The 16,503-nt window shown below is 45.7% G+C and carries 12 protein-coding genes and 1 tRNA gene; 6 read left to right on the top strand and 7 right to left on the bottom strand.

Translation table 11 applies throughout. The features are described 5' to 3' along the window. Window positions 1-150: 150 nt before the first annotated feature. Both tgt and asd read right to left on the bottom strand, forming a co-directional pair. The gene (tgt, locus tag JFC05_RS12115) at window positions 151-1,302 is read right to left on the bottom strand and encodes a tRNA guanosine(34) transglycosylase Tgt (RefSeq protein WP_198337063.1); all 1,152 of its coding nucleotides are present in this window, start codon (window positions 1,300-1,302) and stop codon (window positions 151-153) included. 213 nt (window positions 1,303-1,515) lie between these two features. Continuing rightward, a complete protein-coding gene (gene asd / locus JFC05_RS12110) occupies window positions 1,516-2,649 on the bottom strand; it encodes an aspartate-semialdehyde dehydrogenase (RefSeq protein WP_198337062.1) in 1,134 nt (377 codons plus the stop codon). 421 nt (window positions 2,650-3,070) lie between these two features. On the opposite strand from asd, the gene JFC05_RS12105 reads away from it, so the two are divergent. After that, window positions 3,071-4,201, top strand: a complete 1,131-nt coding sequence (locus tag JFC05_RS12105) for an endonuclease/exonuclease/phosphatase family protein (protein WP_198337061.1) — start codon at window positions 3,071-3,073, stop codon at window positions 4,199-4,201. 563 nt (window positions 4,202-4,764) lie between these two features. On the opposite strand, the gene JFC05_RS12100 is transcribed toward JFC05_RS12105, so the two are convergent. Together JFC05_RS12100 and JFC05_RS12095 are read right to left on the bottom strand one after the other, a co-directional pair. Continuing rightward, a tRNA-Asn gene (locus tag JFC05_RS12100) sits at window positions 4,765-4,840 on the bottom strand. Between the two features lie 270 nt (window positions 4,841-5,110). Next, the gene (locus JFC05_RS12095) at window positions 5,111-6,313 is read right to left on the bottom strand and encodes a pyridoxal phosphate-dependent aminotransferase (protein WP_198337060.1); all 1,203 of its coding nucleotides are present in this window, start codon (window positions 6,311-6,313) and stop codon (window positions 5,111-5,113) included. 488 nt (window positions 6,314-6,801) lie between these two features. On the opposite strand from JFC05_RS12095, the gene JFC05_RS12090 reads away from it, so the two are divergent. Further along, window positions 6,802-7,371, top strand: a complete 570-nt coding sequence (locus tag JFC05_RS12090) for an acyl-CoA thioesterase (protein ID WP_198337059.1) — start codon at window positions 6,802-6,804, stop codon at window positions 7,369-7,371. A gap of 285 nt (window positions 7,372-7,656) precedes the next feature. Then, the gene (locus JFC05_RS12085) at window positions 7,657-8,724 is read left to right on the top strand and encodes a cation diffusion facilitator family transporter (RefSeq protein ID WP_198337058.1); all 1,068 of its coding nucleotides are present in this window, start codon (window positions 7,657-7,659) and stop codon (window positions 8,722-8,724) included. A 103-nt stretch (window positions 8,725-8,827) separates the two neighbouring features. On the opposite strand, the gene dps is transcribed toward JFC05_RS12085, so the two are convergent. Beyond that, the gene (gene dps / locus JFC05_RS12080; RefSeq protein ID WP_198337057.1) at window positions 8,828-9,310 is read right to left on the bottom strand and encodes a DNA starvation/stationary phase protection protein Dps; all 483 of its coding nucleotides are present in this window, start codon (window positions 9,308-9,310) and stop codon (window positions 8,828-8,830) included. A 594-nt stretch (window positions 9,311-9,904) separates the two neighbouring features. On the opposite strand from dps, the gene uvrB reads away from it, so the two are divergent. The 3 genes from uvrB (at window position 9,905) to JFC05_RS12065 (ending at window position 13,983) form a co-directional block, all read left to right on the top strand. Further along, complete coding sequence (gene uvrB / locus JFC05_RS12075) at window positions 9,905-12,016, top strand: excinuclease ABC subunit UvrB (protein WP_198337056.1); 2,112 nt, start codon at window positions 9,905-9,907, stop codon at window positions 12,014-12,016. A gap of 245 nt (window positions 12,017-12,261) precedes the next feature. Continuing rightward, window positions 12,262-13,314 (top strand): pyridoxal phosphate-dependent aminotransferase, encoded by a 1,053-nt coding sequence (locus tag JFC05_RS12070; protein WP_198337055.1) that lies wholly within the window; start codon window positions 12,262-12,264, stop codon window positions 13,312-13,314. A gap of 294 nt (window positions 13,315-13,608) precedes the next feature. After that, window positions 13,609-13,983 carry a hypothetical protein gene (locus JFC05_RS12065; RefSeq protein ID WP_075101559.1) on the top strand — a complete coding sequence of 125 codons (375 nt, stop codon included), beginning with the start codon at window positions 13,609-13,611 and terminating at the stop codon, window positions 13,981-13,983. A 273-nt stretch (window positions 13,984-14,256) separates the two neighbouring features. On the opposite strand, the gene JFC05_RS12060 is transcribed toward JFC05_RS12065, so the two are convergent. Further along, window positions 14,257-15,954, bottom strand: coding sequence for an alkaline phosphatase D family protein (locus JFC05_RS12060; protein ID WP_198337054.1), 1,698 nt, complete (start codon window positions 15,952-15,954; stop codon window positions 14,257-14,259). 183 nt (window positions 15,955-16,137) lie between these two features. Continuing rightward, window positions 16,138-16,500, bottom strand: a complete 363-nt coding sequence (locus tag JFC05_RS12055; RefSeq protein ID WP_227697551.1) for a hypothetical protein — start codon at window positions 16,498-16,500, stop codon at window positions 16,138-16,140. Between the last annotated feature and the right edge of the window lie 3 nt (window positions 16,501-16,503).

Below are 16,503 nucleotides of genomic sequence, written 5' to 3'. Positions count from 1 at the left end.
TATGTCCATTAGCGACTACCACCTACTTTTTAGCATGAATTTTGTCCATTACACCGTCAAGTAGCAAAAAGGGCTTAAGAATTTTCTTAAGCCCTTTTTTGGTCTGAATGATAGATAAGGATGCAGAGAGATAGATAGGCGTTTAAAGAGTTAGCGTAGGTTTAGCTCAGGCACCGTTTGACCACGCTTGGCATAAAACTCACTGACAAAGGCATCAAAGGTATCTTGCTCGATGGCGTCTCTAATGCCTTGCATCAAGCGCTGATAATAACGCAGGTTATGAATGGTAGCCAGCTGCGCGCCTAGCATCTCTTTACACTTATTGAGATGGTATAAATAGGCACGGCTAAAGTTTTGGCAAGTATAGCAATCACACTCAGGGTCTAGTGGGCTTTCATCGTTACGATATTGGCTATTGCGGATACGTACTACGCCTGCATTGTCTGTATCGCCTGTGACGAAGTAATGACCATTACGAGCGTTACGAGTGGGCATGACACAGTCAAACATATCGACCCCGCGGCGTACCGCCTCAACGATGTCCTCAGGCTTGCCAACGCCCATCAGATAGCGCGGCTTGTCTGCTGGCATCGCATCTGGGATATAGTCTAGTACATCCATCATCTCATCTTTTGGCTCGCCGACCGATAGGCCGCCGATGGCATAACCATCAAAACCAATCTCAAGCAGGCCCTCGAGCGATTGCTGGCGTAGATCTGGGTACATACTGCCTTGAATAATACCAAACAGCGCATTGGTGCTGCCCAGTCTGTTATGCTCATCGACGCAGCGCTGGCCCCAACGTAGTGACAGCTCTAAAGACTTTTTGGCCTCATCGTGAGTGGCAGGATAAGGGGTACACTCATCAAACTGCATGACGATGTCTGAGTTTAAGCTGTACTGAATCTGCATCGACTTTTCTGGTGACAAAAACACCTTGGCACCGTCGATAGGCGACTTAAAATTGACGCCTTCTTCGGTGATTTTGCGCATTGCACCGAGACTAAAGACCTGAAAGCCGCCTGAGTCGGTCAAGATAGGCTTATCCCAATGCATAAACTTGTGCAGACCGCCGAACTTGTCGATGACTTCAGTACCAGGACGTAGCCATAAGTGAAACGTATTGCCAAGGATGATATCAGCGCCAATGGCTTCGATATCGCGCGGCAGCATGCCTTTGACCGTGCCATACGTACCGACAGGCATAAAGGCAGGTGTTTGTACGTCGCCATGATTGAGATGGACAGTGCCACGGCGTGCACGCGTCTCGCCGCTGGCCGTTTTGTGTAAGACAAATTGCATATGATAACCGCTATGTAAGCTATGGAAATGGTGCTAATTATAGCATTGTTAAGGGTTTATTGGGACAGGGATGCCAGTCTCAATTTTTCTGCTATTTATATTATGCGCGATTATGTACGGCTCATAGCGCGTTATGAAGAGTGAACCTAAAATCGCCATAAAAAAAGACAGCCATCTGCTGTCTTTTTTGTACTTCATAGTTGAGTTGTAAAATTAGGCGTTTTGCTCGCGGATGATGTTTAGCATACGGCGTAAGGGTTCGGCTGCACCCCACAGTAGCTGATCACCCACAGTAAATGCACCGAGATATTCAGGCCCCATGTTTAGCTTACGCAGGCGTCCTAGCGCCACAGTCAAGGTACCTGTTACGGCAACAGGTGTTAAGCGGTTCATCGTGGCTTCTTTGTCGTCTTCGACCAAGTCCAACCACTCATTACCGCTATTTTTTAGCGCCGCTTCGATTTCCTCTAGCGGGATGTCTTTTTTGAGCTTGATGGTCAGGCCTTGAGCGTGGCAGCGCATGGCACCGATACGCACACACATACCATCGATAGGGATGGTGTTGGCTGCTGAATTGCCAAGGATTTTGTTGGTTTCGACGCCGCCTTTCCATTCTTCGCGCGATTGCTTGTTTTCTAATTGCGCATCGATATAAGGGATCAAGCTGCCTGCGAGCGGTACACCAAAATACTGCTTAGGGAAGTCATCTGCGCGCTGGGTCTGCGCGATTTTTTTGTCGATATCCAAGATAGCACTTGCAGGATCAGCCAGCTCGTCCTTGACCGCATCACGTAGTACGCCCATGCCTTCGATGAGCTCGCGCATGTTGTTTGCGCCAGAGCCACTCGCCGCCTGATAAGTCATGGCGCTGACCCATTCTACCCAGCCTTTATTAAACAGTTCACCGATCGCCATCAGCATCAAGGATACCGTACAGTTGCCACCGATAAAGTCTTTTTTGCCACTGGCGAGCGCGCTATCGATGACATTGCGATTGACTGGATCAAGGATAATGATGCTGTCATCTGCCATACGCAAGGTGCTGGCCGCATCGATCCAGTAGCCATTCCATCCGCTATCGCGTAGGGGCTGATGCACCTTTGAAGTGTAGTCGCCGCCCTGACAGGTAATAATCACATCACAAGCTGCGAGTGCATCGATATCATGAGCGTCCTTTAATTGGCTGGTCTGTACGCCATCGAAGCTTGGCGCATCGCCACCTGCGTTACTGGTCGAAAAAAACACGGGCGTAATACCATCAAAGTCTTTTTCTTGCTGCATGCGCTGTATTAACACTGAGCCAACCATACCGCGCCAGCCCACCAAGCCTACTGTTAAATTACTCATGAAATCTAATCCTATTTACAGTTATTTGTTGCATCGCCAACCAATAACAATGCCGTGAATGCTCCCAAAAAGCAAGGCGTTTTGGCGATTTTTAGCGGTTTTTTATACACTATTTGCTATGTTTACTATAACGTGATGTTATTAGTATGCAGATACTGGTCATTGCGGTTTTATGGTACAAAAGCCTTATCAACAAAAGCTTGTCAACGAATCACCAATACCCCACTGCCAGATACTTGACATTGTAATGTTTTATAGTTGTTGTCATATAATTAGACTGTAGCAGTAGGCGTCACTGGATTGAAGTGCTAAAGTAAGCGCTAGCATCAGTATCGTGAGCCGTACGCCTAAAGATGCCTGAACACCCAACATATCTTATGCAGCGGCAAACCAAAATTTCAACCAACGGTTAATACATACTATGGATCTTTCACTACTATATTATTCTGTCCAGTGGCTAGCAGGGCTCGTCGCGTTTGTGACGATTTGGGGCTGGCTGCCGCTAGATAATTGGTGGGTGCGCGGTGTCGATTTTCCTCGTATTCAGATCATGGTGCTGGGGGTGATCGCTTGGGTTGGTATGTTGATGTTTTGGCCAGACTGGCAGCTAGGGCAGTGGTTATTGTTTGTGGTTTTGAGCCTCACATTGGCGTTTCAGCTAAGAATGGTGTTGCCCTATACCAAACTATGGAAAAAAGAAGTACAACAAGCAAAATCCAAACCTGCAGGGCAAGCGCATCAACTAAAGCTCATGGTGTCAAATGTCCTAACGCCCAATGATCATACCCAAAAGCTGGTCGAGCTGGTCAAGCAAAAGCAGCCCGATATTTTAATCACCTTAGAGAGTGATAAAAAGTGGGAAAAAGCACTGGAGCAGATTGAGCCAGACTATCCTTATACCGTCAAGGTGCCATTAGACAATTTATATGGCATGCACCTGTACTCGAAGCTTGAACTAATCGACCCTGAGGTCAAGTATTTGATGATAGATGACATACCGTCGATTCACTCACAGCTGCGCCTGCAAAATGGTCAAGTGATTTGGCTATACTGCCTACACCCCATGCCGCCCAGTCCTACTGAGGCCGACAAATCGACCACTCGCGATGCCGAGTTGCTAATGGTCGGCAAACACATCAAAGAGCACGATCAAACCGCCATACTGGCAGGCGATCTTAATGACGTGGCCTGGTCGAAGACGACGCGCCGCTTTCAGCGCATCTCAGGCTTGCTGGACCCGCGTATCGGCCGCCATTTTATCAATACCTTTCATGTCAATTATCCATTTTTGCGTTGGGCGCTTGATCATATTTTTCACAGTGCTTGCTTCACAGTCGTTGATATTCAGCGTTTGCCGTCTATAGGCTCTGATCACTTTCCAGTCATGACGACGCTACAGTATGAGCCAGAGGAAGCCGAGCAACAACAAAAAAACGCCCCAACGGCTGAAGCAGACGATATCAAAGAGACAGATAACAAAATAGAAGAGGGCAAAGAAGAAGGCGAAAAAGTCTCTAAAGAGCATGCTAAAAAGCAGCAGTTATTGGGATAGAATAGGGTAGTAGGGTAGATTGGTTCTAGACAAGTCACGAGCCGCCAAACAAGGCGAGTGGGGCAGTAAGCGGGTGTACAAATGTAAGCATATGCTTACGCGAAATAAGGTCTTTAGCCTCTAGGCGCATCAAAGTGATTGCCCTACAATACAACCATCAACACAAGGAGAGGCAAGGATGCAGTGTTGAGGCAGTATCGATAAAAGCACAGGTCAGCCCGCTGTCTTATAGATGACTGTTTATGACTTAGGATAAGTCGACATGGAAGAAATAATAATAACAACATGAAGCGCCATAAGCCCTGAACCAATCGCCCTAGGTTCGGGGCTTTTCTTTGTCTGCCATCTGGTATTTGTTTGCTGATCTTAGCCGCCATATCACCGAGGCGTTATACTCCTTAAATTCCATGCTACAAGCGCCGAGCTAAAAGAAACCAAACTGCTGACAAAGCCAAACTGCATAAAAAACAGATGACCATAAAAAAACCCTCATCAAAGTGATGAGGGTTTTGGCAAATGCCATAATTGAATTAAAAATAATTCAAATTTTTACAACTAAAATGTGGCTCTCCAACCTGGGCTCGAACCAGGGACACACGGATTAACAGTCCGTTGCTCTACCAACTGAGCTATTGGAGAATAGGCTGTACGTACATGATACGTGACAGCAAGACTTAGAAAGTCTCTAACGAGTTCTTGCTAAGTGGGGCGTATTCTAGCAAAGATAAAAAATACGTCAAGCCTTTTTTTGCATAAATTGCAAAGATTGTCATTTCAATGAGAAAAGAGAGCTGTTTTATCAAAAGCCGTCATAAAAAAACGCCCACATAACAAATATGGGGCGTCTTTTTTTATAGTTTTTAACAATCAAGCTATTTAGCTTAAAAGCCTTTTTGCTTAGTGAGTTGCTTATTCAGCAACGTCCAAGTCAGCCACGGCTTTCTCGATACGTGATAGCGCATCTTTTAGCGTCGCTTCATCAGTGGCATAAGAGATGCGCATATAGCCGCCAAGACCAAAGGCATCACCAGGGACGACCGCTACGCCAACTTTATCCAGTAGCCATGCGGAAAACTCTGTACATGAAGACAGGCCAGCGGCTTTGATTAATGGCTTGATTTGAGGATAGACGTAAAATGCGCCATCAGGACGCAGACACGTGATGCCTTTAATGGCATTTAGACCATCAACGACCAAATCACAACGCTTCTCAAAGGCTTCTACCATCGGTGCCAGTACGCTTTGGTCACCACTGATGGCGGCTTCGGCAGCCACTTGGCTGATAGAGGTTGGGCAAGAGGTCGACTGCGACTGTACTTTTTTCATCGCGCCGATGAGTTTGGCAGGGCCACCAGCGTAGCCGATGCGCCAGCCGGTCATGGCGTAGGCTTTTGATACGCCGTTTAGGATGATGGCGCGCTCTTTTAGCTCAGGTGCGGCGTTTAAGATATTGTAGAATTTATCACCCGTCCAGCGAATGTGCTCATACATATCATCTGAGGCCACATAGACGTGCGGGTGTTTTTTCAATACTTCTGCAATGGCTTTTAGCTCATCCAACGTATAGATCATACCTGTTGGGTTCGATGGGCTGTTTAGCACCAGCAGTTTGGTTTTGTCTGTGATGGCGGCTTCTAATTGCTCGGCGGTGATCTTGAAATCTTGCTCAGCAGGGCATTCTACGATGACCGGCTTACCGCCTGCGATGATGACCATATCAGGATAGCTGACCCAGTATGGTGCTGGGATGATGACTTCGTCGCCTGGATTAATAAAGGCTTGGGCAAGGTTAAAGAAAGACTGCTTACCACCGACCGATACTAGGATTTCATTTGGCTCATAGCTGATGTCGTTATCACGTTTGAACTTATCAATGATGGCTTTTTTGAGCTCTGGTGTACCATCGACAGCGGTGTACTTGGTAAAACCGTTATTGATTGCATCAATGGCTGCCTTTTTGATGTGCTCTGGGGTATCAAAATCTGGTTCGCCAGCACCTAGGCCGATAATGTCTTTACCAGCCGCTTTTAGCTCTTTGGCTTTATTGGTAATCGCTAGCGTTGGTGAAGGTTTGATGCCATTAACGCGGTCAGACAGTTGCAACTCGCTCATGAGGGATCCTTTTTATAGTGAAGGGTGGTTGGGGTAGCTGATGTTAATTATATAACGTTTTTATCGTCATCAGGGCATGATGTCGGTATATAGTCAATCCTAAATAAAACGGGCAATTACTATATAGGCGGGTGCTACTGATAGGTAGTTTGCGCGGCCTTTGTCGGTGTAGTGCCTATTGTAAAGTAGCTCAACTGTAAAGAGGCTCAACTATAGACTGAATATTGTAGCACGCTGATATTTCGCTGTCGCATGGGGCTGGTAACAAAAATTATGGTGATGCTGCATAAAACTCATCCCAGCCCTACTGTGTCGTTTTCTATTTATATTAAATTATCTATATCTACCGATGGGCTATTATTTATATTTTATTTACACAATGTAGACCATCTGATGACACAGGGGCGTTTGTGATATATAGCAAGCTGCTGTATAAATGATAAGCAAGCTAAAAACATAAATACGTGTGCAACCTTTTAAGGAACATTATGCCGCAGTTTAACACCAGCTCCACCGCCAAAAAAGCCCCTTTAAACCACGAATTGTATATGTCGATACTGATGACCCCAGACATGGCCAACTTCATCGGTAATGTCCACGGTGGTGACTTGCTCAAAATGCTCGATCAGGTAGCTTACGCCTGTGCCAGTCGCTACAGTGGTAGCTACGTTGTCACGCTATCGGTCGATCAGGTGATGTTCCGTGAGCCTATCTATGTCGGCGAGCTCGTCACTTTTGCCGCTAGTGTTAATTACGTCGGTACCACCTCAATGGAGGTCGGTATTCGCGTTGAGGCCGAAGATGTACGCGCGCGGACGATCCGCCATACCAATAGCTGCTACTTTACCATGGTCGCGATCGACGACAATGGTAAGCCAACGCCTGTGCCGCCGCTAGAGATCAAAAACGAGAGCCAACAATGCCGCGCTGATGCAGCATTAGAGCGAAAAGAGATGCGTATGCAAAGCGCACATCGTCCTAGTTGCGATATCAATAAAGAAGTCGGAGAGTTGACCCGCACAGCTGAAAATACGCAGACCAACCCAGAATCTAAGTAGCATTGTCAAAAGTTACCATCAGTTAACGGATGAGCTACTGTAAAAGAATAAAGGTTAATTTATTTTAGGGCGTGTCCTCAATTCAATCGATAGACATCTAAATGGGCTAAAAATGGCTAAATCTGGCCAAACGGTGTCAAATAGCTGACTAATATCTCGATATTATCCTTATTTGACTGCGATTTATCTCATTTTTATCACCATTTTTAAAATGAGGACATGCCCTAGTCTAGATAATAATTATGTTTGGTCTTTAAACTTTTAACCCATATTATAGAGTTTTTTATGAGTCTAAAACCCTCCGTCGCCAACCCGCAATTACACTTAGGTGGTCCAGAGCTGACGCGTCATAAACCAAACGCGCAAAAGCCTGAACCAGATCCTGATAATAAAGACAAAAAGTCCAGCTCGGTGATTACGGTTTTGATTGCTATTGGCGCTAACTTTTTGATCGCTATCGCTAAGTCCGTTGCCGCTTTTATCACCGGCTCGGCGTCTATGGTAGCGGAGGCGGCGCACTCATGGGCGGATACGGGCAATGGTGTTTTTTTATTAGTCGCTGAAAAAAAAGCCGTCAAACCTGCGGATAAAAGTCATCCGTTAGGCTATGGTAAAGAAGCTTATGTGTGGTCGATGATAGCGGCTTTTGGCGTGTTTATGGCAGGCTCCATTGTCTCTATTTATACAGGTATTACCGAATGGAATGCACCAGAAGCTGAGACCAATTATACGATCGCTTTTATTATTTTGGCAGTGGCTTTTGTACTTGAGGGCTTCTCGTTAGTGCAAGCTTATTTGCAAAGTAAAAAGCAAGGTCAGGCTATCGAGGTTAGCGCTATTGGTTATGTGGTTGAGACCTCTAACCCCACTTTGCGCGGGGTGTTTTTTGAGGACTTAGCGGCGGTTACTGGTCTAGTTATCGCGGCAGCGGCAATGGGCATGCACGTCTATACCGGGCAGGCTTTTTGGGATGCGTTAGGCTCCATTATTGTCGGTATATTATTAGGGGCAGTGGCGATATTTTTGATCAGTCGTAATCGCGACTTTTTGGTGGGATATAAAGTTTCAGATAGTATGCATGATTATGTATTAAGCGAGCTTTTGAGACATGAAGGAGTCGATAGCGTCTCTTACTTACATTTAGAATGGGTGGGACCAAAAAAGATATTTATGGTAGCGGCTGTAGATGTCAGAGGTAATCAAAGAGAAGAGAGTATAGCGCAGATCTTTGAGAGCATCGAGAGCCAGTTTCGTGCCAATAAGATATTTCAAGAGGCCATCCTGACGCTATCTGCGCCTAATGCCAAAACCATAGCGCCACATAAAAGCTCTCCAGATCCAGTGCAAAGCTAAATAACCCTAGTATCAAATCAAAAAAAGTATCAAACCAAAAAAAATCGCCATCTAGGCGATTTTTTTGTATTTTATGACTCAACAAATAAGAGTGATAAAAATATTACTTCTTAGGCGCATTAGCACCGATGAACCAAGCATCTTTATCGATAGTACGGCTGATTTCGGTCAATAAGTCCGCAGTATCTTCGTCGCCTGCATCACCAGCTGTATCGATACCTTCACGTAGTGAAGCTGCAATAATCTTATAACGATTGGTCAGCTCACGAACATGCTGCTCAACTTCAGTAATGTCAGTTGGGTAAGTTTCTAAAATAGAATCTTCAACGACACGCTTAGAGATGCCATTTGCTTTGCCGCCCAAGATGACAATACGTTCAGCGACAGTATCAAAAGCTTCTGTCAGACGCTCATAAGTTTCATCTAATAACTGATGCACGCCGATAAATCCAGTACCTTGTAAGTTCCAATGGCACTGCTTGCTATCCATACTCAAATCAATCAAGTTGGCTAGATTAGAGTTCAACAGCTCAACCATTTTCTTAGCAGTATCATCATTGATACCACTTGCATAACGTTCTCTCATAGATTACTCCATTTTTGATTATATTTAATTGTTATCTAATGACCGACTAAATTTTTAGACGCTTAGTTTAAAGCTCTTAGTCAGCGTTTTCTTATCGACTTTCGATATTAATAATAACAGCTTATTAGAGTTAGGGAACCCATGAGCGTTAGGCTTTATTAGGTGGTCATGTAATGGCTTTGTTAAACATGAAAATCTTTGTAAATATAATAGCTAAAACAAGCTTAATTATAGTTAGCTGAATGTAAAACTGTTATGGATTTAAACGCGCTACTGGTATAAATTTTACTTGCGTGCTGCGTTCCCAGAGGCTGCGCAAAATTCATCCCAGTAGCGCTATGACATTTTTAGAGTGTATCGACTATATAATCTTTGATTACCTAAGCGCGGCAGCAGCCTTTAATTTAACAAAGTATCTTAATGAGCTTCTTATCAATACTTATTCATAACTGATAGCTGAATATCAGCTTTGATAGTCAGTGATTATGGTCTGTAATTAACACCAAATTACTAGCATCAAGGCCAGCAAATAACCTTTAAAAACAGGCATAAAGCCCCCACATAATTGTAAACTTAAAAAAGAAGAAAGCTAATATGCGTATGCCCGAACCGCGCTCGTCGCGCCAGTTAAATCAATTAGCCGCTCAGCTACAAGGCGAAGCTGAGATCAGTGGTGTCAATGCGTCAGGGACGCAAATATCGAGCCGCGCCTTTGAGATGGTCACCGACTTTGAGCCTGCAGGCGATCAACCGCAGGCGATTGAAAAGCTCGTTAAGGGTATCAATGCTGATATGGATGAACAGCTGCTGCTTGGCGTGACGGGTTCGGGTAAGACTTATACGATGGCTAAGGTGATTAGCGAGTGCCAGCGCCCAACGATTATCATGGCGCATAACAAAACTTTGGCGGCGCAGTTATATGGCGAGTTTAAAGCCTTTTTTCCGAATAACGCTGTTGAGTATTTTGTCAGTTATTATGACTATTATCAGCCCGAAGCTTATGTCGCAGCTAGCGACACCTTTATCGAAAAAGACAGCGCTATTAATGATCATATTGATCAGATGCGTCTGTCGGCAACGCGGGCATTGCTTGAGCGCCGGGATGCTATTATCGTCGCATCCGTCTCTTGTATTTACGGTCTGGGTGATCCTGAGAGTTATCTTAAAATGCTACTGCACGTCGTGGTCGGTGACAAGATCGATCGTACCGCGACCATCAAACGTCTGGTCGAGATGCAATATACCCGCAACGAGCTAGATTTTGGCCGTGGTACATATCGCTTGCGCGGGGAGCTACTTGACATCTATCCTGCGGAGTCTGAGCAGTTGGCGATTCGTATTCACCTGTTTGATGATGAGGTAGAAAAAATCACATGGTTTGATCCTTTGACAGGCAAAACCGTGCGTAGCGTGCCGCGTATTACTATTTATCCCAAGTCGCATTATGTGACACCGCGTAATCGCCTTGAGGCCGCCAGCGAGACTATTCGTGCTGAGCTTGAGCCACGTCTTGAGTACTTTCGTGATAATAATAAACTGATTGAAGCGCAGCGCCTCAAAGAGCGCACGCAGTATGATCTAGAGATGATTCAGCAGCTCGGCTACTGTAATGGTATTGAGAATTACTCGCAGCATCTCTCCGGTCGGCCATGGGGAGAGGCGCCGCCGACGTTGTTTGATTATGTACCAGAGGATGCGCTGCTGTTTATCGATGAGTCGCATGTGACGGTCTCGCAGATTGGAGCGATGTATAAAGGCGATAGATCACGCAAAGAAAACTTGGTGAACTATGGTTTTCGCCTGCCAAGCGCGATGAATAACCGGCCGATGAAGTTTGAAGAGTGGGAGCGCATCAAGCCCAAGACCATTTATGTTAGTGCGACCCCAGCGCAATACGAGCTTGAGCACAGCGAGCAAGTCGTCGAGCAAGTGGTGCGACCAACAGGCTTGATTGATCCTGAGATTGAGATTCGTCCCGTGCTCACGCAGGTCGATGATGTGCTCTCAGAGATTACCAAACGCCGCGCGCTGGATGAGCGCGTATTGATTACCACTTTGACCAAACGCATGGCGGAAGATCTCACCAGCTATCTCAAAGAATACAATATCAAGGTGGCCTATTTGCACTCCGACATCGATACCGTTGAGCGTATGCAAATCATTCATGAGCTGCGTACCGGTGTCCATGATGTACTCGTCGGCATTAACCTGCTGCGTGAAGGGCTCGATATGCCAGAAGTGTCATTGGTGGCGATATTTGATGCTGATAAAGAAGGCTTTTTGCGCTCTGAGCGCTCCCTTATTCAAACCATTGGCCGTGCTGCTCGCCACCTAAACGGTAAAGCGATTCTTTATGCCGATAGTATGACACCAAGTATGGAAAAGGCGATAGAGGAGACTGAGCGCCGCCGCGAAAAGCAAATCGCCTTTAATGTGGAGCATAACATCACGCCAAGAGGCGCACGCCGTAGTGTCACTGATAAAATTGATACGGGTGAAGAGCTTGATGCTAACGACAATCAAGCGATTCCAGTTAAGAGCAATCTGCCGGATGTTGATATCAGTATCTTGCGTAGCCCTGATTTGCTCGCCAAAGAAATCAAACGTTTAGAGAAGCAGATGCAGCAGCTGTCTCGCGATCTCAAGTTTGAGGAAGCCGCAAAAACGCGTGACAAAGTCTTAGAGCTAAAAGCGCATTTGATCTAATAAATTATTTGTATCGTCATTAACATCCCTTAGTATTTAAATGTCAAAAGGTGAGCTGCATATTTGTAGCTCACCTTTTTTATAATCTGCTAAATGTTTGAAAAAATAGGGATTTTTGCCGAATACAATTAATAACTTATATTTTGGTTTTGGAAAACTTGTAATCATACCAAATGCCACTTAATATGAGGTCAATGATTAAATTTGATCTTATTCTCCACTGACAGTTAGGCGTATCGTCCATCATGAAAAATAATAAAATGATAGAGTTAAATGCGAACGAAAACTCGCTAGGCATGTCGGATTCTGCCAAAAAAGCCGTTACAGAGTCTTTAAGTGAAGGTTTTCGTTATCCAGATAATGTACGTGCTGCACTCATTAGCAAAGTTGCCAGCATTCACGGCGTGGCAGAAAACCAAATCTCATTGGGCAATGGCTCGACTGAAAATATGCGAGCTACCATTCAGATGCTGCAACATAAAGCATTTATGGAGGGCCGAGAGTTTCAGATGGTAATCCCTGTACCAACGTTTGATTGTGCAGAAATGTATGCAAACTCCATTGGAGCGTCCGTAGTCAAGATACCATTAACTGCCGAAAACTATGATTTAGATCTGCAAAGACTACAAAAAGCGGCCGACGAGTTTAACGGTATTAGCTTGTTATATGTTTGTAATCCTAATAATCCAGCCGGAACCATTACATCAACGAACCAGCTTAAAACATGGATAGGTAACGCACCAGACAACCACTACTTTTTATTAGATCAAGCTTACTTAGAATACGTGAATGACCCAAGCTTTGAGAGTGGGGTTGAGTGGGTAAAACAAGGGTTATCAGACAACCTTATTGTGATTCATACTTTCTCAAAGTTATGTGCCTTGGCTGGTATGCGAGTGGGCTATGCGATTTCTAACCCGCAAGCTATTGAAGCTGTCGAAGCATTTATGTCTATGGATAACACCAACTTATCAGGTGCGGTCGCTGCAACTGCGACATTAAATGATGCAGAATTTCTAGAGCTCAGTTTGCGCACGACCAATCAGTCGCGCCAGATGGTTGAAACAGTATTGGACGAGCTTGAACTTCGCTACTTACCATCCCAGACCAATTTTATTTTTCATGAAATCAAAGGTGATTTAAAAACCTACATCGCTAGAATGCGAGACAGTGGCATCAAGGTCGGTCGCGATTTTCCACCTGTCACGGGGTTCAACCGCGTAACGCTGGGCACGCCTGATGAGATGGCAGTATTTATCAAAGTGCTAAAGTCGTTTCGCAAAAAAGGCTGGGTGTGATAAGGAACCAAATAAGCCATCCACTTTTACCAACATCAAACGCAGTTTTACATATCCCGCCTTAAAAAACAGCCGTGTCTCTTATAGGATAAAGAAATCAAGCACGCTTTAGCCACCCGATGAATCAAAACCAGTATTGAGCGCTCGTCATAAAGATAAGTATAACGGCAGAGGCAGGCGTGCGATTGTATGGTTGAATCCCTATAAAGTTGATGCCAATAGTATTGGCAATATCAGCATTTTTAAAATAAGGACACACACCAGTAAAAGCTATTAAGAATAAAGGATGGATGTATGTTTGATATCAAGTCGTTTTTTAAGCGAGAAGTAGAAAAAAAGCTTATTGATGTGGATGATTATATTTTTATGCCCGAGCGCGTCGAGATGATGCTCGAAGGCGGTCAGTTAAATTGCGTGCTAAACAGTGATGGCCGCGTCGATATTTTTTATAGTAAGCAGGGCGTGACAGAGGTCAGCTCTGCGGCGCGTAAGCATCCCTTTACCGCATTTGAGACCGAGTTACATCACGGTGTTTATGATGATGTGATTCATGATTTGATCAAAGAAGTCGATAAAATCATCGATAGCTCATCCAAGTATTTTCGCCGCAGTAAAATATTGCCAACGACGGCGGCTTTGCCTAGCAGCTCTGCGGCGACTGATAAGTAGTCATCAGTGAACAGCGAATACAGCAGATAAGTTGAAAGTCGCTATAAGTATAGGATTACTAAATATACTGAAAAAACCACAAACAGTAAAAGGGTGCGCCAGCTAACGCACCCTTTTACTGTTTATATCAAGGCGGCACTGGTATAAATTTTTTTGGCGTGCTGTGTCTGCACCGCTCGATGTTGCATAAAACTCATCCCAGTCTCGCTGTTTCGTTTTTATACTGAAATACTGAACTCACTGTCGTTCAATAGTTCAGTGGGCGCTAAAGATTTATGCCTCGCTCATCGCTGCAGGGTTTGTTGTCGTCTTTTTGACGGATACGGCCTTGTCCGCCGCGGCTAGGGCAGCCACATTGCTGATAGGGCGAGATTGGGCTGCATCAACTAAATGATGGGCGCGTGATTGTGTGACCAATCCTTTGGCAAACTGGGTGCTACTATCACGGACGGTGAGGGTATCGGTATAGTACCATTCACATTGAAACGCCTGCTCGGTGATGTCTAGTAGCATATAGCCGTGGTCGGTTTGGTTGTTAAACTTTTGGTGCGGGTTGACGTCGGGGCCTGTATTTGGCTCAATAAAGGCAAGTGAGGTGAGGGCAGGGCAAACAAACTCAACCGCCAGTGCGCCTGCACCAGTTGCTGGATTATAGCTGTCGCTATCAAAAGGATTTTTGGCGACATCAAAGGCAAAAGAGGCGTGATAGTCCCCCGTCAACACGACGGTGTTTTTGATGTCGTTATTGTCAATATAGTCTAATAGGCGATCGCGCGCACTGGCATAGCCGTTCCAGATGTCGCCTGAGCTGCTGGCAAAAGCGCCTTTAAAAGGAGACAAAATCACTTGTTGACCCAATATCTGCCATGTGGCGCCGCGGCGTTTGCTCTCAGACATGTTCAGATAGAGCCAGTTTTCTTGCTCAAGCCCCAATAGCTGGCGTTCTGGCTCCTGACTGGCGGCCGCATCGAGCTTTTCGCGGCCAAAGATGCGCGTGTCGAGCATGTTTAAATCAAACAATTTACCAAACTCAAAACGCCGATAAATACGTAGCTGGCTGTCAAGCGCATTGCTCTTATCGTCCCGAATGGGCATCCACTCATGATACGCACGGACAGCCGCCATTTTGCGCTCTAAATAGCTGCCTTTGCTGTCGTTATGAAAGCGTGCGCCCCCTTTCCATGAGTTATCAGCGATTTCATGATCGTCCCAAACTGCGATAAACGGATGCTGGCGATGGCATTCTTGTAGGTCGATATCCGTGCGATAACACGCATAGCGTTGGCGATAGTCGTCTAAGCTGATGATCTCGTTTTTGGGAAACAGTGGGCGCTCTTCTATCAGTGACTGATCGCGATAAAACCCTTCCTCGTATTCATAGATATAATCTCCCAAATGCACCACGGCAGAGATATCGGCTTGTTTGGCGATATGGGCATAGCCATTAAAGTACCCAAAACCATAGTTGGAGCAGGACACCACTGCCAAGCGCACACGCTCTATCTCGTTCGCTGCCATATCAGACGGCGGAATGGTACGGGTACGGCCAGTAGGCGAAAGATAGCCCAAAGCTTCAAAAGCATAATAATACGTGGTATCAGGCTGAAGGGAGGTGGGATCGACTTTGATAGTAAAGTCAGAGGCGGCGGTGGCAATGGCGCGGCCTTGGGCGACGATATTGGTCAGATCAGGGTCTGTGGCGACCTTATAGCCGACAGGGATGCTGGTGGCATCAATACTGCCGTCATTGGTGATACGAGTCCACAGTATCACCCTATCTTGTAGTGGGTCGCCACTTGCGACGCCATGTACAAAGGGCTGGGCACCTTGGTAACCTAAGTCATCGACGTCGTCTAGTGCCACCACGGGGCGCTCGTCATCGTCTGATGAGCAGGCGCTCAGCTGCGTCAATAGAGTCCCCGCCACGGTCGCTTGACCGCCTATTTTTATAAAATCACGTCTTTTCATCATTCATCCTTGATCTGATACAAAAGTAAAGTCCATTGACTGATAATCTATCGTAATAGACAGCGTGACGCAATCGTTAACCTGCCTATTGGCGTTATATCTACTGATAAAGGATTTTGATTAATGATAAAGAATTTTGACTAACGGGATGTATGCTTGAGTAAATCGCATTCCATGACAGCCTGATTATTTCATAAAACTTGCATAGCAGCTCTGCAGTGATTTTGCGACGACTCGGGTAACCAGCTGCGTGCGATAGCTGGGATCGATGGCCGCGTTGCCCAGCTCAACGAGGCTGACTTGCTGCGGGGCTTGCTCACTGACGCAGCCACAGACATTGCTTTTTATGGTTTCTTGCTGCGTCTCGGTCATGGCAACGCTAGCGATACGCCACGCATTTTGTTTTTCGATTTGGCTGCGACATTGGTTGTCAATGGCTGCGCGAAACACATTCATACCGATCTCATTGGCGGCACCAATGGCAGTGCCAGCGTCATTAGACCTCTTGCAAAAGTCATAGTCTAAGCTCGGAATTAATGATACCAGCAAATA

The sequence above is a fragment of the Psychrobacter celer genome (assembly GCF_016107555.1).
Taxonomy (GTDB): domain Bacteria; phylum Pseudomonadota; class Gammaproteobacteria; order Pseudomonadales; family Moraxellaceae; genus Psychrobacter; species Psychrobacter celer.
This window is presented reverse-complemented; position numbering and strand designations above follow the sequence as displayed.